Raw genomic sequence first — 17,834 nt, forward strand, 5'->3', positions numbered from 1 at the left:
TACTCAAGCGCCAACCGCCGCCTCTCCTCAACGCTGCGCTCGCGTGATGGAACAACCACCGTCATCTCGACACCCTCCCGCCAGCGCCCATCGCCGACTCACAACCAGCCTGAGCCACAGGGGGCTAGTCCAATTGGGCTCGCCGATCCCGATTCGGAGTAGCCGATTTCGCGGCTGGGGGCGGCCGGGGTGCGTCGGCGACCGGCTGCACCGTCGGGTGTCGCGTGGTTGGGTGGAGTGATGAGCTCTCACATGACCCCCGCGAGCGACAACCGGGCGAGCGGTAACCCCGCTAGCCGTGACCGAGCGACAGGCCCGGGGCACACCGGTCTGCCGGGCGGGCCCGCCGACGCCGGCGGACCCGGTGAGCTGGGCGCCCCCACCGGCTGGGCGCTGCCCATCATCACCCTGCTGGGGACCGCCGCCGCGATCGTGGCCGCGTTCATCGGCAGCGGAGCGCTCGGCGGCACCCCGATCGCCGAGGCTGCCGGCGGGGTCCTGTCCGCCGACGCGACCCCGGTGGCTCCCGCCGGGTCGGCGTTCAGCATCTGGAGCGTGATCTACCTCGGGCTCGCCGCGTACGCGATCTGGCAGCTGACCCCGGTGGCCCGAAGATCGGCCCGGCAAGCGGCGCTGAGGCCGTGGGCTCTGGCCTCGGTGCTGCTCAACGCCGCGTGGGTCTGGTCTGTGCAGCTGGAGCTGATCCTCGGCTCGGTGATCGTGATCGTGCTGCTGCTGGCGGTGCTGATCCGCATCATGTTCATTCTCGGCGCGCCGCGCATCGGCGGGGTGGTCGAGACCGTGGTCACCGACGGCACGTTCGGCCTGTACCTCGGCTGGGTGTCGGTGGCGTTCTTCGCCAATACTTACGCGTGGATTGCGAGCGAAGGCATCGAGGTCGTGACTGAGGTGCCGTTCGGGATCGTCGGCATCATCGTGGCCGCGGCTGTTGGCGTGGCGACCGCACTCATCAGTGGCGGGCGCATCCCGCCGGCGCTGGCGACGGCCTGGGGTCTGGCGTGGGTCGCATACGGCCGCACCTCGGGCGCCCACGAATCGGCCGCGCTGGTGTGGACGGCGTCGATCGCGTCGGTCGTGGTGGTTGTCGTCGCGCTCACCCGGCGACTCACGGTCAAGAAGCGTCAGCCGGCGGGCAGGGCCCCCGAGCGCACGGCCCAGTAGGCGGCGGCGACGACTGCGCCGATCACCATGGCCGGGCCGAACGCGATACCGCTCTTGGCCCCCACCCGACCCGCGGCCAGCAGTACGAGCGCGACGACGGCGTTGATGACGAACGCCGCCAACGTCCCGGCGAGCACGGCGGGCCAGCCGAGCCAGCCGAGGAACGCGCCGAGCACGCCGGAGAGTTTGACGTCGCCCAGGCCGAGACCGGACGGATTGATGAGCGCCAGCACGAAATAGAACGCGAGCAGCGCGGCCGCGGCGGCGGCAGCCCGACCGAGCGAACCCCAGACATCGAACATCGCGGCCGTCACTGTAAGACCGCCGAACACCATGGGGTACAGGGGCAGGACGATCTTGTCGGGCATTCGGAAGACCGCGAGGTCGATAGCGATCAGGAGCGCGCACCCCACGGCGAGCGCGGCGAACGTCACCAGGTCGGCCCAGCCCAGAGCCAGGTACGCGGCGCCGAACCCGCCGGCCGCCGCCAGCACCACGTGCAGTCCACTGCGCAGCCACCGGGAATCGGATTCGGCGAGGGAGCGCATCCACCGCCCGAGCGCCGCCGCAACCCCGCCGGATACGACGGCCGACGCCACGGCGATCACGAAGAGCATGTCAGGAGAACGCCTCCATCATGTTGATCACGGTCGGTCCGAGCAGCACGATGAACAATACGGGCAGGATGCACGTCAGGAGCGGGAAGATCACCTTGACCGGCACCTGCTGGGCTTTCTCCTCCGCGCGCTGGCGACGTTTGACTCGCATCTCGCTCGCCTGGGTGCGGAGGACGTCTGCCACGGAGATGCCGTAGGCGTCGGCTTGGATGATCGCCCGGACGAAGCGCCGCAGGTCGGGGACGTCGGTCCGCAGGGCGAGCGATTCGTAGGCGGTGCGGCGTAGCTGCCCCACCTGGATCTCCTGCAGGGTGCGGATGAGTTCCTGGGCGAGCGGGCCGGTGCCGTTGCGGCCGGCGCGGGCCATGGCGGCGTCGAAGCCGAGGCCCGCCTCCACGGCAATGGTCATCTGGTCGAGGGTGTCGGCCAGTTCGAGCTGGATCTCGTCGTTGCGCTCCTGGCTGCGGCTGCTCAGGAGCAGCTCCGGCAGGAAGTAGCAGACCGCCGCCGTGCCCAGGACAAGGAGCAGGAGGAGCGGCTCAGGGTTGGCTCGCAACAGCATGAGGCCCAGCAGGATCACGACGAGCGGCAGGACGACCTTGGCCACCACCAGCCGCTGGAGTGACCAACCCGTGGGTCTGCCGGCGCGGACGGTCAACCTCTCGAGCCTGCGGATGGTGCCGGTCGGCGTCAGTCGGCGGGCGAACTCGTACAGGCGACTGCGGGAGTCGTCGTCGTCGACTCCGGTGAGGTCGACGGGCGCGGCGTACCCCTCGTCGATTCCGCGGCGGAGGTTGGCGACGGTGCGAGCGCGGACGGTGTCGCGGCCGGCGAATACCGCGAAGGCCAGGATGAAAATGGATGCGGTGAGGACGAACACGGCCACCGCGGCGGGCAGTGAACTCACGCGGGGCTCCTTTCGCGGGTCGAGGGGGAGGGGGGCGGTGTGGCAGCCCCGAGGGAGGGGGTCGGCCCTGTCAGAACTTGATGCGGACGACCTTGCTCAACCAGATGCCGCCGATGGTCAGCATCACGACGCCGGCCGCGATCATCCCCCAGCCGAGCGGACTCTGGGTGAGCACGCCGATGTAAGACGGGTTGGAGACGAAGAGGAATCCGCCGATGCCGAACGGCAGCGCCATGAGGACGTAGGCGGACAGTTTGCCCTCGGCGGCCAGCGCCGCGACCTGCCGGCGGATCTGGTTGCGCTCGCGGATGGTGTGGCCCACGGCATCGAGGACCTCGGCCAAGTTGCCGCCGACTTCGCGGTTGATCGCGATGGCCTGGGTGACCCACACGAAGTCCTGGCTGCCCATCCGGTTGGCGGTCTCATCCAGGGCGGAGCCGAGGTCGCGGCCGACGCGGGTCTCGTTGATAATCCGCGCGAATTCCTCGGAGGTGGGCTCCTCCGCCTCGCGCGCGACCGAGGCCAGCGCCTGCAGCATGGAGTGTCCGGCGCGCAGGCTGCTGGACATGAGTTGCAGGGAGTCGTCGAGTTGGTCGGCGAACTTGGTGCGGCGGCGGGCGGCGAGGATCTGCAGAAGGGCGTAGCCACCCGCGGGCGCGAGAAGTGCCAGGAACGCACCCATCAGCGGCCCGACGAGGATGAGGCCGAGGGCGAACGCGACGATCGAGGCGACGACGACGAGGAAGACGTAGTCCTGGAGCCCCATGCGGACCCCGGCGCGTTCGAGCTGGCCGGCTCCGGTGGTCCCCCGGCGGCGCAGGAGGGAGTCGATCGCCTCGGTGGCGGCGGTGGCCGCGCGGCTGATTGGCCCGGGGCCGTCGGCCATGCCGGGCCGTCGGCGCTCCCGGGGAATCCGCCCCGGCGCGGGGGAGAGGATGAGGTACCCGCCCGTGAGCAGCGCGAGCGTGAGGGCGACGATCGCGAACCCCGCGGGGGACAGCAGCGTCTGGCTCATCGGATGGATCCGGGGTTCTCGGTGGTCGCGCCGAACACTCGCGGGGACAGGGTGATGCCGAGTTCGTTGAACCGGTCGGTGAAGCGCGGGCGCACACCGGTGGCCTGGGGCTTGCCGAGGAACTTGCCGTCAGGGCCGAGGCCGGCGGAGTAGTCGAAGAGGAAGGCGTCCTGCAGGGTGACGGTCTGCCCCTCCATCCCCTGGACCTCTGTCACCGCGGTGACGCGACGGGTGCCGTCGCGGAGCCGGGTGAGCTGGATGATCACGTCGACGGCGGAGGCGATCTGCTCGCGGATGGCCCGCAGCGGCAGGTCCATGCCGGCCATGAGGACGAGGGTCTCCAGTCGGGCGATGGCGTCACGTGGCGAATTGGAGTGGACGGTGGAGAGTGACCCGTCGTGGCCGGTGTTCATGGCCTGGAGCATGTCGAGGGTCTCTCCGCCGCGGACCTCGCCCACGACGATGCGGTCGGGCCGCATACGCAGTGAGTTGCGCACCAACTCGCGAATGGTGATCTCGCCGCGGCCTTCGATGTTGGCCGGGCGGGACTCGAGACGGACCACGTGATCCTGCTGGAGCTGCAGCTCCACGGCGTCCTCGATGGTGACGATCCGCTCGCCCTCCGGGATGTAGGAGGACAGGACGTTGAGCAGGGTGGTCTTGCCGGAGCCGGTGCCTCCGGAGACGATGATGTTGAGCCGCGCCTCCACGCAGGCCTGTAGCAGCTCAGACATTTCCGGGGTGAGGGTGCCGAACCGGATGAGGTCGTGGACCTTGAACGGGTCCTTGGAGAACTTCCGGATGGTCAGCGAGGAGCCGTTGACGGCCAGCGGCGGGATGACGGCGTTGACGCGCGAACCGTCGGCGAGTCGGGCGTCGACCAGCGGGGAGGATTCGTCGACGCGGCGGCCGATGCGGGAGACGATCCGCTCGATGACCTGCCGGAGGTGTTCCTCCGAGGCGAACCTGGAGGGATGGCGGGTGAGCTGGCCTGCGCGTTCGACGAAGATCATGTCGGGGCCGTTGACCATGATCTCGGTGATCTCCGGGTCGTCGAGCATCTTCTCGAGTGGGCCGTGGCCCAGCACGTCGGCCTGCACGTCGGTGATCAGACGCACCCGCTGGTCGCTCGTGAGTGGGACGGTCTCGTCCTCGACGACCTTGTTGAGCTCGCTCCGCACCATGGCGTGGAGCTGCTCCTCGGTGAGCGACGGGTTGTTCAGGCGAGCACCGATGCGCTCGAACAGAGCGCTGGCCGCGCGTTCCTTGAGGGCGACCAGCGGATCGGCGGTGGGATCGTCGGCGGGTGCGCTCCCTGCGGTCTTCGTGGACGAAGTGCTGGTGGCAGTGGCCGGCTTCGTCGTCCCGGTCGGGGCGACCACAGCCGGTGTCGAGGGCGGCGCGGTGGGAATCGATGATGCGGCGTCGGACGCGGGCGCGTCGGTACCGGTGGCGCCCGGGGCGACGCGGGCCGCGCGGAGGCGTTCGGACAGGCTCATGCCTTCACCCGCTTCCGGCGGAGTCGGTGCCGACCACCCTCGGCGGTCAGTACGGCCGTCGCGGTGGGGCGCATGGGGGCCGGAGTGAACCGGTCGACCAGCTTGCGCAGTTGCTTGGCCATCGCATCGCGGCCATCGCTCTGCAGCAGGGGCACTCCCTGGTTGACCGACACGGGGACTGCCTTGCTGCGGGGGAGGACCAGGTCGACGCCGGTGCCGATGGTGGCCTCGACGTCCGCTTTGGTGAGCCCGCTGCGGGGGTGGGCGAAGTTCACCACGACGTGCCGCTTCTCGAGGTTCAGCCCCAGGTCGCGCAGGATGTTCAGTTCCTTGCGCAGCCCGCGGACCCCGGGCACATCGAGGCTGGTCAGCGTGACCAGTTCGTCGGCCTGGTCGATCGCGGCGAGGGCGTGGTCGTCGAGCCCGGGAGCCGTGTCCACCACGACGTATCGAAATTCCGAGGCCAAGGTCTGCAGGAGTTGGGCCACGTCGGCGGCGGTGATGTCGTCGGCGTCGGCGGGCGAGGTCGGCCCGCACACGGCGTAGAGGCCGGTCTGGTGCTGGGTGAGGAAGGTCTTGAGCACCATGGAGTCCTGCACGGCCGGGCCGCGGACCACGTCGAGGAGGGTGTGCTCGGGATCCAGATTGAGGGCGCTGGCCACGTCTCCGAACTGCACGTCGAGGTCAACGATCACTGTCGAGAGAGGGGCTGTCCGGGCGAGACCGACCGCGAGGTTGGTGGCGACGGTCGTCTTACCGACTCCACCCTTGGGCGAAACGACGCTGATGACGCGACCGCGCGTGCTGGCGCTGCCGTTCATGGCGGGGTCGCCCGGCCCCTGAGGTGCGGTCGAGGCGGCGACCTGGGCGGCCCGACCGAGCACAGCGGCGAGTTCGCCGACCTCGGCTTCGGGATGCACCACGTCGCATGCTCCGGCCCGGAGGGCGGCCAGGGCGAATGCGTCGGGATGTTCGCTCACCAGCACCACGGCCATTCCGGGGCACTCGGCGGCGAGGCGGGACGAGAGCTGCAGAGCCTCGTTGCGGCCGGCGGCGACGTCGATCACCACGACCTGGGGGATGGCGACGCCCGGCCCGAGCTGCTGGAACAACTGCGACGGGCCGGTCGGTAGCGGGACCCCGTCGATCACCGAGATGGGGGCGCCTGTAGCGGTGGCGACCTTCCCGCGAAGGCCGGCGGAATCGGAGGCGAGAAGAATGCGACTCATCAGAAGAAGTTTCCTGGATTGACCACGCGGGTGCCGTCCTTCGGGGTGGTGGGGTCCTCGATAGACAACCAGATGCTGCCGTTCTCGGCGGCGAAGACGACAGTCTCGGCCTGGCTGGCGGTGAGGGCCATGGTGATCATGGCGCCTCCGTCGGGCACTGGGGCGGCGTCCGGGTTCTCGGTGCCCTGGTTTGGTTGCGTGGCACCGAGGCCACCCTGGACCCGGGTCACCGCGATGTTGTGCAGGACCAAGTGGGTCTGGTCGCCGAGCGTGACGAATACTCCGACCTTGTCGCCAGGCGTGATCGTGCCGCCGACAATGCGCGGCGCCTCGAGTGAGATGGTCACCGAGTGGTAGCCCTCGGGGGCGGGGATGCCGCCGAAGCGCTCGAGCGACTGCCGGGTGACGAAGCGGGCGGCGAGGAGCTGCTCGCCGGGCTGCAGGTCGGTCGCGGCGACTCGGCCAGCAACCTCTGCGAGCGACCGGACGGCGTCGGGCCCCACGGCCGCTCGCGGAAGGCGTTCAGTGGTCACCGATGCGGCGATCTCTTCCGAGGGGGTGCCCTGGGCGATAGGCGCGGAGACCACCAGCACCTCGATCGGGTCCATGTCGGCCATGGCGCGGCTGTCCGCGTTGTTCACGTAGGTGACGAGCAGCACTGCGCCGAGGATCGCGAGTACGCCGGCCGCGATGGCTGAGACGAGACGTCGGTTCATAGGTCTCTCACTAGTCGGGTAGTAGGACGACGGCGGCGGCGCCGAGATCGGGCCCACCCGGTCCGTAGTCGAAGTCGGGGTCTTCCTGGAGCATTGTGGTGAAGTAACCGCTGATGCACCGTTCGCTTCCCCCGCATGGCGGGTTCCAGCTCTGGCCGGAGAAGTGGTACCCGGTCACCGTGAACGCCGCGTAGCCGTACACCATGTACCAGGCGCCTCTCCCCTGGCCACCTTTCTCATCCGGGTCGGCGTCGTCGAAGATCGGCACGAGGATCGTTCGGTCGCGGATCGTTGAGAGATCGCAGTGCTTTGCCGTGTTGCCCGGTTCGCTCTCGGCCTGGGTGCCGATCCGCGTTGTGGCGTTGCAGCTCTTCTTGACGTCGGTCTCCAACCAACCGAAGCCGCCCGGAAGGTACGTGGGGGAGTTGTCCGCGGAACCCGAGCAAGTTTCCGCTGGCGTCGTGACGATCACCTGCTCCCTTCCCGTGGGGCGACCCCCCACCGAGTACCGGTTGAAGTCGCACAGAGAGAAGATCATGGGCAATGCTGATGTCCCGCCCGTCGGGGAACCCCAGCCCGCAGTGGCAGAAGTAGTGAGTTCGGTCGAGTCCACACCCAGCACCGGAGCGAACCAATGCTGCCGGACTGCCGAGGTGCGAACAGTGACACGCCCGGAGTCTTCGGTGGGGACCGGGTCGACGTCTGCCTCTGCGGCCCCCGAGTTGCTGTTGAGCGTGGCAAGTGACTGTGCAGTGTCGGCCGGCGCACCGCAGTTCTTACGAGCGCAGTCCTGGGCGATCGCGAGCGCGGCCGCATCGGCGCCAGTCTGGAGCTGCTGCCTCTCGGCGTGAGTTGCCGCAATGTCGAGGGATATGGCTGCGAACCCGAGTAAGGGAACCAGGAGTATCGCGATGATTACGGCGATCGCCCCGCGATCATCGTCTATCCGAAGCATCGCATGGTCCCCTTCCCAGTCAGGATGAAGTCGTTAATGGGAAGAAATCCCGAGACCAGGGAGAACGGGTATTCGATCGTGACCGAGGCGAGCCCGGCACCCGTCAGGGCTGATGAGCAGCCCGTTTCTGGGGTGACGCGGATGTGGGCGTCGGCGAGGTCGAGGGGGCGCGCAGAAGTCTCTGCTGCCGCGATCGCGGCGGCGGCACTGTCCTGCAGCGCCATGACTCGGACTCCATCGCGCGCCGCGTTCGAGAGGGTTGTTTGGACGTGGTAGACGCGTCCAAATTCGAGGATTCCGAGGACCAGTAGCAGGAGTATCGGCAGTACGAGAGCGAATTCAACTGCGGCTGCTCCGCGGTCACGAGGTGGCGTGATCATTGCGGCGCCTGAGGGGAAGGGGTGGGAACCGGGACGACGGGAGGGTGCGAGAAGTGGATTGCAGTCAGACGAAGGGTTATGCCAATCTCCGGCGCAGCGCCCGGTGAGCGCTGCGCCGGAGAGGGATCGCGCGAATTACGCGCCGGGGCCGGTGCCGTCCACGCCTTCGATGTTGTCCTGCATCGTGGTGTTTGTGCTGTCAAAGATGGAGGCCAAGTTGTCCCCGAGAACCACGACGAGGGCGATGATTGCCACAGCGATCAGACCAACCATCAGGCCGTACTCCACGGCGGTCGCGCCGCGGTCCTTGCGGTTCTCGAAGCGATCGTCGAGGAACGCCTGGAAGGTGGCCATGAGGGCATAGACCTGGTTCATGATGAACTCTTTCTTGCGAGGGATTGAGCCCGCGGGCTCGAGGGGGAGGGACGCCCCGCGAGGGCCAGAGGAATCTGTGCGGGGACTGAGAAGAGTATGCACCCGCTTCTCAGGTTGTGCAAGCGTTCAGATATGTTTGCGTGATGAACTTCATAGGAGGCGCGCATTTGCCGCGCTCGCGGGCCTGCGCCCCGCGAGATATTGACCAGCGCAACGGGTCTGGGAGGCGCCGGTCTGCCCGCTCGAGCTCGGCATCAGGACATCAGTCCGTTAGTGCGGCTGCGAGGTGAACAGCACCTGAGTAAGAAGTGCAAGTGACTTCTTACTTTGTGGTAGAGGCCTTCGGTGTGTGATCTGCCAGCGAAAATGCCTGCCGCTGACGCGGTTGCGCGACGGGTCCGCCTCGGTACCGTCACCCTCACGACGCCGTCCGAGGAGGTTCTTGATGACCGCACGCGCCATGTCCACCGCCTACCGCGCCCGGAGGAGTTCAACCTTCGTGGCCCTGTCTGCAACCGCGCTTCTGCTGGTCTCATGCGGCACCGGAGAGGACTCTCCAGCCGCAGGGGGTGACGTCACGCCACGGGACGGCGCGGGCAACACGTCCGAGACCAGTACCTCCGAGACCACCACGCAGACGTCCGGGCAGAACGCCGGCGGCCAAGCGTTCGCGACCGCCGAGCTGGTGAACCCCGAGGGTGAGCCGCGGGGGATGGCCGAGTTCGCCGAGGTCGACGGTGGCACGCTCGTCACCGTCGAGGCGACCGACCTGGAGCCCGGCTTCCACGGCTTGCACATCCACGGAGCGGGCCTGTGCGAGCCCGACAGTGAGAACCCCACCCAGCCGGGCGAGCGGGGAGCGTTCCTGTCCGCCGGCGGTCACCTGGCCGGTCCCGGCGGCGAAGCCGGCCACCCCGAGCACGCCGGGGACCTGCCGACCCTCTACGTGACCGAGGACGGCACGGCCCGGATCGTCACGCTCACCGACCGCCTGGACCGCGACCTGCTCCTGGACGAGGACGGCTCGGCGGTGATGGTCCACGAGAACTCCGACAACCTCGCCAACATTCCCGAGCGCTACGCGCCCGAGGGGGCCGACGAGGAGACGCGCAACGCCGGCGACGGTGGGAGCCGCGCGGCCTGCGGGGTCGTCACTGAGCAGAACTGACACCGAGCAGAACTGACTACTTCTGCCGCGGCACCCGGCCCATGAGGTAGAACTCCGGGTTCGGGCGCATGTCGGTGGCGTTGGCCAGCCGGTTGCTCAGCCCGAACAGCCCGGTGATCGCGGCGATGTCCCACGCGTCCTCGTCGTCGAGGCCGTGCTCGTGCAGGGCGGCGAAGTCGGCGTCGCCCAGCTCGTCGGAGTGCAGGTTGACCTTGGTCGCGAAGTCGCAGATCGCCCGCTCGCGCGGCGTGAGGTCGGCCTTGCGGTAGTTCACCGCCAGCTGGTCGGCGAGCATCGGCGCCTTCTTGACGATCCGCAGGATCGCCCCGTGCGCCACCACGCAGAACAGGCAGCTGTTCTGCCCGGAGATGGTCACCACGATCATCTCCTTGTCCGCCTTGGACAGGTTGCCCTCGCGCTCCATCAGCGCATCGTGATAGGCGAAGAACGCCCGCGACTCGGCGGGGCGGCGCCCGAACATCAGGAACACCTCGGGCACGAACCCGGCCTTCTCCTGCTCGGCGAGGATCCGCTCGCGCAGGTCATCGGGCAGGTCGTTGAGCTCGGCGAGGGGATAGCGGTCCGACATGGAGGTCTCCGGGGCGTAGACGGGCGAGGGGTCGCCTCAGCGTAGGTCGCACGCGGGATCGCCGGACGCGTTCAGCGGGCCCTCCCCCGCGCTCCCCACCTGCGCTCAGGACTCGCGGAGCTGCCCCCACACGTGGACGTGGTCGATCTCCACCCACGCGTCCACGCGGGCGCGGTCGCGCACCGGGTACGGCTCGCCGGTGTAGTGCGTGCTCAGGGCGTCGATGCCGGACAGGTCCGGGTCGTCGGCGATCTCCACGACCCGCCCCTGGATGCTCGCGTGGGTGTACCAGTCCTCGGACGCGATGACGGACAGTGCCACCCGCGGGTCGCGTCGGAGGTGCTGCAGCCGCACTCGGCCGGCGTCGAGGTTGAGGTGGATCCGGTCACCCTCCACGAGTCGATACCAGGTCGGCACGGTGACCGGGGAGCCGTCCTTGCGCAGCGTCGCCATGACGGCCGGGTTGGGTGCGAGCAGGACGGCGCGGGTGTCGTCGTCCAGGTGGGAATCGGTCACGGCGGGGATCCTTCCATCGGCGTTGCGGTTCGCCCCCAGTGTGCGCTGCCCGACCGCGACGGCGCACGAACCGACCGGTAGCCAGATACCCCGCAGGGTTTTACGGTGGCTGATGTACCTGTTCCCCCAAGGAAAAAGGACGCAGCACAATGCTTTTCGAACGCATCTATGACTACGACCTGGCCCACGCCAGCTACTTCATCGGCTGCCAGAGCAGCAGCGAGGCGATCGTCGTGGACCCCAGCCGCGACCTGCGGGCCTATTTCGACATGGCCGACCAGCACGGCATGAGCATCGTCAAGGTCACCGAGACCCACATCCACGCCGACTACCTGTCCGGCACCCGCGAGCTGGCCGCCGCGACCGGCGCCACCGTCTACCTCTCCGACGAGGGCGGCGACGACTGGCGCTATGGCTTCGAGGGCGAGCGGCTCCGCGACGGCGACACCATCGAGCTCGGCAACGTCCAGCTCAAGGCCGTGCACACCCCCGGCCACACGCCCGAGCACCTCATGTTCCTCGTCACCGACGGCGCGTTCGCCGACGAGCCCGGCTACGCGCTGACCGGCGACTTCGTGTTCTGTGGTGACCTCGGCCGACCGGACCTGCTCGACGAGACCACCGGCGGCAACGCGTCGAACGACGAGGACACCCGCGTCGACAGCGCCAAGCAGCTGTTCGCCAGCCTGCGCGAGCGCTTCCTCACCCTGCCCGACCACGTCCAGGTGTTCCCGGCCCACGGCGCGGGCTCGGCCTGCGGCAAGTCCCTGGGGGCCTTGCCGTCCAGCTCGGTGGGTTACGAGCGGAAGTTCGCGTGGTGGCCCAAGTACGTGGAGAACGACGACGAGGAGGGCTTCATCTCCGAACTCCTCGACGGCCAGCCCGACGCGCCGGCGTACTTCGGGCGGATGAAGCGCGAGAACCGGGACGGCCCCTCTGTGCTCGGCAATCCCCTACCAGAGCTGCGGGAGCTGCCCGCCGAGGAGGTGGCCTCCGGCATCGAATCGGGTGACCTCGTCGTCGTCGACCCCCGCCCCGCCGACGACGTCCACGACGGCACCGTCGACCGCGCCATCAACCTCCCCGCCGGCCAGGCGGGCACCTACGCCGGTTGGGCGATCGACCCCGAGAAGGACGCCCGCGGCCTGGTCTTCCTCGCCGAGGACGCCGAGGAGGCCGACGAGCTGCGGCGCCACGTCATCCGCGTGGGCGTCGACACCACGCGCGGGTACGTCACCTCCACCGACGGGCTGCCCACGTTCCGCCCGGAGACCGTGGACCCGAAGGACCTGGAGTCCCACGAGCACGCCATGGTGCTCGACGTCCGCGCCACCTCCGAGTACTCCGGCGGCCACGTCCCCGACGCCACCCAGCTGCACGGCGGCCAGGTGATGTGGGAGCGCGACGAACTGCCCGACTCCGGAAAGATCGTCACCTACTGCCAGTCCGGCACCCGCAGTTCGGTGGTCGCCAGCTCACTGCGCAGCGTCGGCTACGACGTCACCGAGCTCGAGGGCAGCTACTCCGCCTGGGAGGACGCCGGGATGCCCACCGAGTGACCGGCAGGCCGTGGCGCCGCCACCGGGCGCGGTGCCACGGCCTCGCCCGAGGGGAGGAACCGGCCCGCCGCGAACTCCCGGCCGTAGCCCTCGGCGAATTCCCCGTCAGACCACACCACGTGGCCGCCGATGATCGTCGCCGCGACCGCCCGGTCGTTGCGGTTGACCATCCGGCGGATCCCGCCGAACTCGTCCATGGCCTCCTCGTGGTACTCGAGGGACTCGCCGTCGAGCCCGGACGGGTCCACCACCACCACATCGGCGCGCGCGCCCACCTGCAGGCGCCCGGCGTCGAGGCGGTAGAAGTCCGCCAGCTCGCCGGTGAGCTTGTACACGGCCTCCTCGGTGGTGAGGAACGGCGTGCCCTTGAGTTGCGCCTGGTGCACGCGCTCGAGCAGACGGATCCCGAAGTTGTAGAAGGCCATGTTCCGCAGGTGCGCGCCGGCGTCGGAGAAACCGATCGTCACGCCCGGGGTCCGCGCCAGCCGGTTGGCGACCTTCTCCCGCGCGTTGGCGATGGTGGTGGTCCACCGGAAGTCGGTGCCGTACTCCACCACCAGGTCGAGGTAGGCGTCCGCCGGGTGGAGCTTCCGGGCGCGCGCGACGTCGCCGACGGTCTGACCGACCAGTGACTCGTCGGGGCAGGCCACGATGAGCGCGTCGTCGAAGTCCCGGTGCCACACGCGCGGGCTGAACCGCTTCTCGAAGTCGCGGCGGAACCAGCGCCGGTAGCTTTCCTGCTCCAGCAGGTCGGTGCGGGCCATCTCGTCGACGAGGTGCAGTGCCTCGCGGCCGGAGCCGAACTCCTCGAACACCACAAGGTCGATCCCGTCGGCCCACACCTTGAACGTCGTGGGCAGGTGCTGCCACACGAACTTGCCCTTACCCACTGTGTTGGCGGCCCAGGCGATGGGCCGGAAGATGCGGTTGACCCACGGCTCGGCCAGCGTGTCCGCGGCCGAGAGCAGCGAGACCCGCAGGGGCTTGCGGAAGAGCCCCGTGCTGGTGGCGGCGTAGAAGGCCACGTCGACCTTGGTGTTGAGGTTGGGCACGCCCTGCAGGACGCGGTCACGGCGGCGCAGCAGCCGGCTGATCCGCCGGAACTCGCCCCACGAGGCGTGCGTGGAGGGCAGGGTCCGCGAGCGGTAGCGGTCACCGTCCATCTTGTCCCACGGATTGGTCATGGTGGACACGCCCAGGAAGCCCTCGTCGAGAGCGGCGTTGATGCGGCGGTCGATCTTGCGCAACTCGTCGCGGCTGGGGGACTGCGTGGGGTCGGTCGCCCGGCCCAACCCCATCACCGAGGCGCGGACGTCGGAGTGGCCGAGGAACGACGCGACATTGGGCCCCAGGGGCAGGGCCTCGACCGCGCGCCGCCAGTCCGCCGGGCCCGACCAGGTCTTCTTCTGCTCGAGCGCCGCGAGCACCGAGTCGCGGGGCAGGGCCTCGACGCGGCTGAACAGGTCGGCCACGTCGACGGTGCCCGAGTACACGCCCGAGATGGAGCAGTTGCCCACCAGGACGGTGGTCACCCCGTGCCGCACGGACTCGCCCAGGCCCGGGGAGACGAGCAGCTCGACGTCGTAGTGGGTGTGGGTGTCCACGAACCCGGGCGTCACCCACCGCCCCTCGGCTTCCACGACCCGCGTGCCGGGGGAGACGGGCAGCGGTGCGGGGCTGATCGCCGCCACGACGCCGGCCCGGATCCCGACGTCGGCACGGACGCCCGGGGCGCCGGTGCCGTCGAAGACCGTGCCCCCGCGGATGACGACGTCGAAGTCCGTCCCACCCGGGCTGGCGTTATCGGCGTTCTCAGCGCCCTCGGCGCGATCAGCGCGATCGGCGTTCTCGGTGATGCTCACGAGGAGCTCCTCTTGTTGTGATGTGGAACACAGCTACCCATAGGTTACTCGGACATTCGTCCACGTCCAGCACAGGTTGGCGCCGGGCTGTGTCGGGGACGCCGAGTAGCGTGGCCGCCATGACGACCCGCACGGAGCGCCTGGACGGCCTGCCGTTCACCCGCAAGCACCGCAAGCTGCTGCTCGGCTCGGGCGTGGGCTGGGCACTCGACGCCATGGACGTCGGCCTCATCTCCTTCGTCATGGCCGCGCTGGCCGTCCACTGGTCGCTCTCGCCCACCGAGCTGTCCTGGATCGGGTCCATCGGGTTCGTGGGGATGGCGATCGGCGCCGCGCTCGGCGGGCTGCTCGCCGACAAAATCGGTCGCCGCCAGGTCTTCGCCGCCACCCTGCTGATCTACGGCCTCGCCACCGGCGCGGCGGCGTTGTCGACCGGCATCGCCATGCTCATCGTGCTGCGCTTCATCGTCGGCCTGGGCCTGGGCGCCGAGCTGCCGGTGGCGTCCACCCTGGTCAGCGAGTTCGCGCCCCGCCGGATCCGCGGCAGGGTGGTGGTGATCCTCGAGGGGTTCTGGGCCGTCGGCTGGATCATGGCCGCCCTCATCGGCTACTTCGTGGTGCCGGTCGGCGACGACGGGTGGAGGTGGGCCCTTGCCATCGGGGTCATCCCCGCCGCGTACGCGCTGGTCGTGCGGTTCGGGCTGCCCGAATCGGTGCGGTACCTGGAATCGAAGGGCCGGGTTGACGAGGCCGAGCGGATCGTCCGCGACTACGAGGCCTCCGCGGGGGTCGAGCCGCCGGCCGCGCCGTCCGGGCCGTCCGCGTCCGCGCCCGCTCACGCCGGCGCCGACGGGGCCGCGTCCGTCGCCACCGGCGCCGCGCTCGCATCGCCCGCCGAGCCCGCCGAGTCCATCTGGTCCGCGCGCCTGCGGAGGCGCACCGCCGCTCTGTGGATCGTGTGGTTCGGGATCAACTTCTCCTACTACGGCGCCTTCATCTGGCTGCCCAGCCTGCTCGTCTCGCAGGGCTTCGATCTGGTGAAGTCGTTCGGCTACACGCTCATCATCACCCTCGCCCAGCTGCCGGGGTACGCGGTGGCGGCGTGGCTGATCGAGATCTGGGGTCGGCGGGTCACGCTCGCGGTGTTCCTCACCGGTTCGGCGGTGGCGGCCGGACTGTTCGGCCTGGCGGACTCCCCGGCCACGATCATCGCCGCGGGCATGGCGCTGTCGTTCTTCAACCTCGGCGCGTGGGGCGCCCTGTACGCGATCGGCCCGGAGCTCTACCCCACCGCGACCCGCGGGTCCGGCACCGGCGCCGCGGCGGCGTTCGGGCGGATCGCCTCCATCGTCGCGCCACTGCTCGTGCCGCTCCTGCTCGATCTGGGCGACACGGTCATGGTCTTCGGGGTCTTCGCCGCGGCCTTCGTCGTCGCCGCCCTCGCCGCCTTCACCCTCCCGGAGCGCAAGGGTTACGCACTCGAGGACACCTGACCGCAGACGCCTGGCGCCCGCACCACACGCCCCGCCCGCGCCCGGAGGGACGGATCAGCCCCGGTTCTCGCGCCCGTCACCCAGCTCGCGGATGCGGTCCTCCGCTGCGCGCAGCCGGTCTTCGCGCGCCTTCTGATCAGCCTTCTTGATCTTCTCGTAGGTCTTCTCGTCCGAATCGGTGAAGCGCAGGATCGCCCGCGGTGCGCCCAGCGTGACGATCATCGTCGGCCACACCATCCATGCGTACTGCCAGCCCACGATGAACTGCAGGACCAGGAACGCGATCATGGTGACGCCAAAGACGATCCCGTCGAGCGACTCGACCAGCTTGCCGCGCTTACGGAGGTCGTCCAGGTCGGCGTCGGGGTCGCGGGTGGCGGGAGCCGAGGACTGCGTGGGAGATAAAGACGACGACGACGAGGCAGGCATCAGCTCGCCGCGCCCGGCGGCCGCCGACTGGACGATCATGCCGTCGACCGAGGTCAGGGGGGTGCCGCCGGGCAGATCGCGAAACGAGCCGTGCAACTGACCCAGCGTGCGGGCGGCAGCCACGTCGCCGGAGCGGGCGTGGAAGTCGGGATCGTCGAGTCGGCCGGACGCGTAGTGGTCCCCGAGCGCAGTGAGGGCGTGCAGCCGCTCGGCATCGGAGAGCAGGAGATCGTCCGGGTCGGTCATGGGCTCAGGGTAGAAGGGAACGACGCCGGGCGCGACAGGGGATCGTCCCGATCCGCATCATCGGGCTACTGCCCCGAACCCGCTCGACGCGGCGGGGCGGGGGGCGCATCAGCTCCCGAGGTCGGCGATGTCCCAGGCCCACATGGTCAGAGACGTGATCGTCTCGACCGGGGCGTTCATCCGGGACAGCCCGTCGACGAGGTTCATCACGGCCGTGGAGATCGGGCCGAGGAAAGCAGGGTGTGGCATGACGATGCTCCTGACGTGAGCGAGTCGGGTCCGGGGTTACAGGCCGAGACCGAGTTCCATGACGCCGATGGCCATGTCGTACAACACATGGGCGAGCGGCTCCGCGGGGGTGTCGACGAGGAAGTCGATCGGAGCCATGAGCGAGCCGGAAACAGGGCCGAGAACTGAGGGATCCATGGGGGCCTCTCGTGCGGGTAGGGGGACGCGGAGCGTATAGACGACAACCGCCTTACGGTCCACCACACCACAGATTTCGAAGGAAACTATTACATTCGCATCACACTTCCCACCGTGTCTGTCACATCGGGCCGGCCTCGTGCGTCGACGAGACATGAGCACACCACGACGCAGTACCGAACAGCGCAAACAGGTCAGCGCGGGCGCGATGGCACCCATGCTGGCACTCGAGGCCTACTCGCGGGCGCGGGTCTCCCGTGAGGACAGCCACCTCATTCGGCTCCGCGTCTCCGCGGTGAACGGCTGCCGCTACTGCCTGGCCATGCACCGACGCGATGCCCGCAAGGACGGGTGGAACGAGACCCGGATCGCGGTCTCCGAGAACTGGCCCGCCCACGCCGAGGAGTTGTCCCCGGCCGAGCGGGCGGTCCTGGCGTTCGCGGACGCCGTCACCCACATCGACGGCGAGGACTCCGTGCCCGACGAGCTGTGGGACGAGGTGGTCCGCCACCGGGGCGAAGGTGGGGCTGGACAGCTGGTCATGGAGATCGTCACGATCAACGCATGGAACCGGATAGCGATCGCCACCCGCAAGGACCCGGCGACGCTGCGCGGTCTCGTCCCGAGCGACCTGGAACCGGCGACCCGGCCATGACCGTGGCTACACCCGC

At 69.3% G+C, this 17,834-nt stretch carries 20 protein-coding genes and 1 pseudogene; 5 read left to right on the top strand and 16 right to left on the bottom strand.

Annotated elements, in window-relative coordinates; genetic code table 11:
* Positions 1-252: 252 nt before the first annotated feature.
* On the top strand, positions 253-1,182 hold the full coding sequence (locus AC3DEV_RS13060; protein ID WP_488372392.1) for a TspO/MBR family protein: 930 nt from the start codon (positions 253-255) through the stop codon (positions 1,180-1,182).
* Here AC3DEV_RS13060 and AC3DEV_RS13065 read toward each other — a convergent pair.
* From AC3DEV_RS13065 to AC3DEV_RS13110, 10 genes and pseudogenes are all read right to left on the bottom strand, one after another.
* Positions 1,143-1,799: a prepilin peptidase gene (locus AC3DEV_RS13065; protein WP_488372393.1), complete on the bottom strand. Its 657-nt coding sequence runs from the start codon at positions 1,797-1,799 to the stop codon at positions 1,143-1,145. The two genes, AC3DEV_RS13060 and AC3DEV_RS13065, sit on opposite strands and share 40 nt — an antisense overlap.
* Position 1,800: 1 nt before the next feature.
* Entirely contained in the window at positions 1,801-2,706 is a 906-nt protein-coding gene (locus tag AC3DEV_RS13070) for a type II secretion system F family protein (RefSeq protein ID WP_488372394.1), read from the bottom strand.
* Between the two features lie 70 nt (positions 2,707-2,776).
* Positions 2,777-3,721: a type II secretion system F family protein gene (locus AC3DEV_RS13075; protein ID WP_488372395.1), complete on the bottom strand. Its 945-nt coding sequence runs from the start codon at positions 3,719-3,721 to the stop codon at positions 2,777-2,779.
* Positions 3,718-5,220, bottom strand: a complete 1,503-nt coding sequence (locus AC3DEV_RS13080) for a TadA family conjugal transfer-associated ATPase (protein WP_206475093.1) — start codon at positions 5,218-5,220, stop codon at positions 3,718-3,720. Before AC3DEV_RS13080 ends, AC3DEV_RS13075 begins: the two co-directional genes overlap by 4 nt.
* Positions 5,217-6,449, bottom strand: a complete 1,233-nt coding sequence (locus AC3DEV_RS13085) for a CpaE/TadZ family protein (protein ID WP_488372396.1) — start codon at positions 6,447-6,449, stop codon at positions 5,217-5,219. The genes AC3DEV_RS13080 and AC3DEV_RS13085 overlap by 4 nt, the downstream gene beginning before the upstream one ends.
* Positions 6,449-7,165, bottom strand: coding sequence for a Flp pilus assembly protein CpaB (gene cpaB, locus AC3DEV_RS13090; RefSeq protein ID WP_488372397.1), 717 nt, complete (start codon positions 7,163-7,165; stop codon positions 6,449-6,451). The genes AC3DEV_RS13085 and cpaB overlap by 1 nt, the downstream gene beginning before the upstream one ends.
* Before the next feature lie 10 nt (positions 7,166-7,175).
* Positions 7,176-8,120 (bottom strand): pilus assembly protein TadG-related protein, encoded by a 945-nt coding sequence (locus AC3DEV_RS13095; RefSeq protein ID WP_488372398.1) that lies wholly within the window; start codon positions 8,118-8,120, stop codon positions 7,176-7,178.
* On the bottom strand, positions 8,108-8,344 hold the full coding sequence (locus AC3DEV_RS13100; protein ID WP_488372483.1) for a hypothetical protein: 237 nt from the start codon (positions 8,342-8,344) through the stop codon (positions 8,108-8,110). The genes AC3DEV_RS13095 and AC3DEV_RS13100 overlap by 13 nt, the downstream gene beginning before the upstream one ends.
* Before the next feature lie 15 nt (positions 8,345-8,359).
* A pseudogene (locus AC3DEV_RS13105) lies at positions 8,360-8,500 on the bottom strand (TadE/TadG family type IV pilus assembly protein); the annotation flags it as partial.
* A gap of 135 nt (positions 8,501-8,635) precedes the next feature.
* Complete coding sequence (locus tag AC3DEV_RS13110; RefSeq protein WP_488372399.1) at positions 8,636-8,875, bottom strand: Flp family type IVb pilin; 240 nt, start codon at positions 8,873-8,875, stop codon at positions 8,636-8,638.
* Between the two features lie 445 nt (positions 8,876-9,320).
* On the opposite strand from AC3DEV_RS13110, the gene AC3DEV_RS13115 reads away from it, so the two are divergent.
* Entirely contained in the window at positions 9,321-10,043 is a 723-nt protein-coding gene (locus AC3DEV_RS13115; protein WP_488372400.1) for a superoxide dismutase family protein, read from the top strand.
* A gap of 16 nt (positions 10,044-10,059) precedes the next feature.
* Here the strand turns inward: AC3DEV_RS13115 and AC3DEV_RS13120 are convergent, their stop codons facing one another.
* Together AC3DEV_RS13120 and AC3DEV_RS13125 are read right to left on the bottom strand one after the other, a co-directional pair.
* Positions 10,060-10,632 (bottom strand): peroxidase-related enzyme, encoded by a 573-nt coding sequence (locus AC3DEV_RS13120; RefSeq protein WP_096906562.1) that lies wholly within the window; start codon positions 10,630-10,632, stop codon positions 10,060-10,062.
* A 105-nt stretch (positions 10,633-10,737) separates the two neighbouring features.
* Positions 10,738-11,148: a PPOX class F420-dependent oxidoreductase gene (locus AC3DEV_RS13125; RefSeq protein ID WP_067718824.1), complete on the bottom strand. Its 411-nt coding sequence runs from the start codon at positions 11,146-11,148 to the stop codon at positions 10,738-10,740.
* Positions 11,149-11,297: 149 nt separating this feature from the next.
* On the opposite strand from AC3DEV_RS13125, the gene AC3DEV_RS13130 reads away from it, so the two are divergent.
* Positions 11,298-12,707 (top strand): MBL fold metallo-hydrolase, encoded by a 1,410-nt coding sequence (locus tag AC3DEV_RS13130; RefSeq protein WP_488372401.1) that lies wholly within the window; start codon positions 11,298-11,300, stop codon positions 12,705-12,707.
* On the opposite strand, the gene AC3DEV_RS13135 is transcribed toward AC3DEV_RS13130, so the two are convergent.
* Positions 12,668-14,473 carry an N-acyl-D-amino-acid deacylase family protein gene (locus AC3DEV_RS13135; protein WP_488372476.1) on the bottom strand — a complete coding sequence of 602 codons (1,806 nt, stop codon included), beginning with the start codon at positions 14,471-14,473 and terminating at the stop codon, positions 12,668-12,670. The genes AC3DEV_RS13130 and AC3DEV_RS13135 overlap by 40 nt on opposite strands.
* A 215-nt stretch (positions 14,474-14,688) precedes the next feature.
* On the opposite strand from AC3DEV_RS13135, the gene AC3DEV_RS13140 reads away from it, so the two are divergent.
* Complete coding sequence (locus AC3DEV_RS13140) at positions 14,689-16,062, top strand: MFS transporter (protein WP_488372402.1); 1,374 nt, start codon at positions 14,689-14,691, stop codon at positions 16,060-16,062.
* 54 nt (positions 16,063-16,116) lie between these two features.
* On the opposite strand, the gene AC3DEV_RS13145 is transcribed toward AC3DEV_RS13140, so the two are convergent.
* The 3 genes from AC3DEV_RS13145 to AC3DEV_RS13155 all read right to left on the bottom strand — a co-directional run bounded on the left by AC3DEV_RS13145 (position 16,117) and on the right by AC3DEV_RS13155 (position 17,163).
* Positions 16,117-16,737, bottom strand: coding sequence for a DUF1707 SHOCT-like domain-containing protein (locus tag AC3DEV_RS13145; protein WP_182635577.1), 621 nt, complete (start codon positions 16,735-16,737; stop codon positions 16,117-16,119).
* A 108-nt stretch (positions 16,738-16,845) separates the two neighbouring features.
* A complete protein-coding gene (locus AC3DEV_RS13150) occupies positions 16,846-16,986 on the bottom strand; it encodes a hypothetical protein (protein ID WP_163376143.1) in 141 nt (46 codons plus the stop codon).
* Between the two features lie 36 nt (positions 16,987-17,022).
* Positions 17,023-17,163 carry a hypothetical protein gene (locus AC3DEV_RS13155; RefSeq protein ID WP_156523631.1) on the bottom strand — a complete coding sequence of 47 codons (141 nt, stop codon included), beginning with the start codon at positions 17,161-17,163 and terminating at the stop codon, positions 17,023-17,025.
* Between the two features lie 154 nt (positions 17,164-17,317).
* Between AC3DEV_RS13155 and AC3DEV_RS13160 the strand changes: the two genes are divergently transcribed.
* A complete protein-coding gene (locus AC3DEV_RS13160; RefSeq protein ID WP_488372403.1) occupies positions 17,318-17,818 on the top strand; it encodes a carboxymuconolactone decarboxylase family protein in 501 nt (166 codons plus the stop codon).
* Positions 17,819-17,834 lie beyond the last annotated feature (16 nt).

It is taken from the genome of Dietzia sp. IBK-p2-15D, assembly GCF_057773105.1.

What these genes read in the sequence shown, in the direction of transcription:
- AC3DEV_RS13060 (WP_488372392.1), top strand. Translation starts at nt 253, where the DNA reads ATGACCCCCGCGAGCGACAACCGGGCGAGCGGTAACCCCGCTAGCCGT.
- AC3DEV_RS13065 (WP_488372393.1), bottom strand. Translation starts at nt 1,799, where the DNA reads ATGCTCTTCGTGATCGCCGTGGCGTCGGCCGTCGTATCCGGCGGGGTT.
- AC3DEV_RS13075 (WP_488372395.1), bottom strand. Translation starts at nt 3,721, where the DNA reads ATGAGCCAGACGCTGCTGTCCCCCGCGGGGTTCGCGATCGTCGCCCTC.
- AC3DEV_RS13080 (WP_206475093.1), bottom strand. Translation starts at nt 5,220, where the DNA reads ATGAGCCTGTCCGAACGCCTCCGCGCGGCCCGCGTCGCCCCGGGCGCC.
- AC3DEV_RS13085 (WP_488372396.1), bottom strand. Translation starts at nt 6,449, where the DNA reads ATGAGTCGCATTCTTCTCGCCTCCGATTCCGCCGGCCTTCGCGGGAAG.
- cpaB (WP_488372397.1), bottom strand. Translation starts at nt 7,165, where the DNA reads ATGAACCGACGTCTCGTCTCAGCCATCGCGGCCGGCGTACTCGCGATC.
- AC3DEV_RS13095 (WP_488372398.1), bottom strand. Translation starts at nt 8,120, where the DNA reads ATGCTTCGGATAGACGATGATCGCGGGGCGATCGCCGTAATCATCGCG.
- AC3DEV_RS13100 (WP_488372483.1), bottom strand. Translation starts at nt 8,344, where the DNA reads ATGGCGCTGCAGGACAGTGCCGCCGCCGCGATCGCGGCAGCAGAGACT.
- AC3DEV_RS13110 (WP_488372399.1), bottom strand. Translation starts at nt 8,875, where the DNA reads ATGAACCAGGTCTATGCCCTCATGGCCACCTTCCAGGCGTTCCTCGAC.
- AC3DEV_RS13115 (WP_488372400.1), top strand. Translation starts at nt 9,321, where the DNA reads ATGACCGCACGCGCCATGTCCACCGCCTACCGCGCCCGGAGGAGTTCA.
- AC3DEV_RS13120 (WP_096906562.1), bottom strand. Translation starts at nt 10,632, where the DNA reads ATGTCGGACCGCTATCCCCTCGCCGAGCTCAACGACCTGCCCGATGAC.
- AC3DEV_RS13130 (WP_488372401.1), top strand. Translation starts at nt 11,298, where the DNA reads ATGCTTTTCGAACGCATCTATGACTACGACCTGGCCCACGCCAGCTAC.
- AC3DEV_RS13140 (WP_488372402.1), top strand. Translation starts at nt 14,689, where the DNA reads ATGACGACCCGCACGGAGCGCCTGGACGGCCTGCCGTTCACCCGCAAG.
- AC3DEV_RS13145 (WP_182635577.1), bottom strand. Translation starts at nt 16,737, where the DNA reads ATGACCGACCCGGACGATCTCCTGCTCTCCGATGCCGAGCGGCTGCAC.
- AC3DEV_RS13150 (WP_163376143.1), bottom strand. Translation starts at nt 16,986, where the DNA reads ATGCCACACCCTGCTTTCCTCGGCCCGATCTCCACGGCCGTGATGAAC.
- AC3DEV_RS13155 (WP_156523631.1), bottom strand. Translation starts at nt 17,163, where the DNA reads ATGGATCCCTCAGTTCTCGGCCCTGTTTCCGGCTCGCTCATGGCTCCG.
- AC3DEV_RS13160 (WP_488372403.1), top strand. Translation starts at nt 17,318, where the DNA reads ATGAGCACACCACGACGCAGTACCGAACAGCGCAAACAGGTCAGCGCG.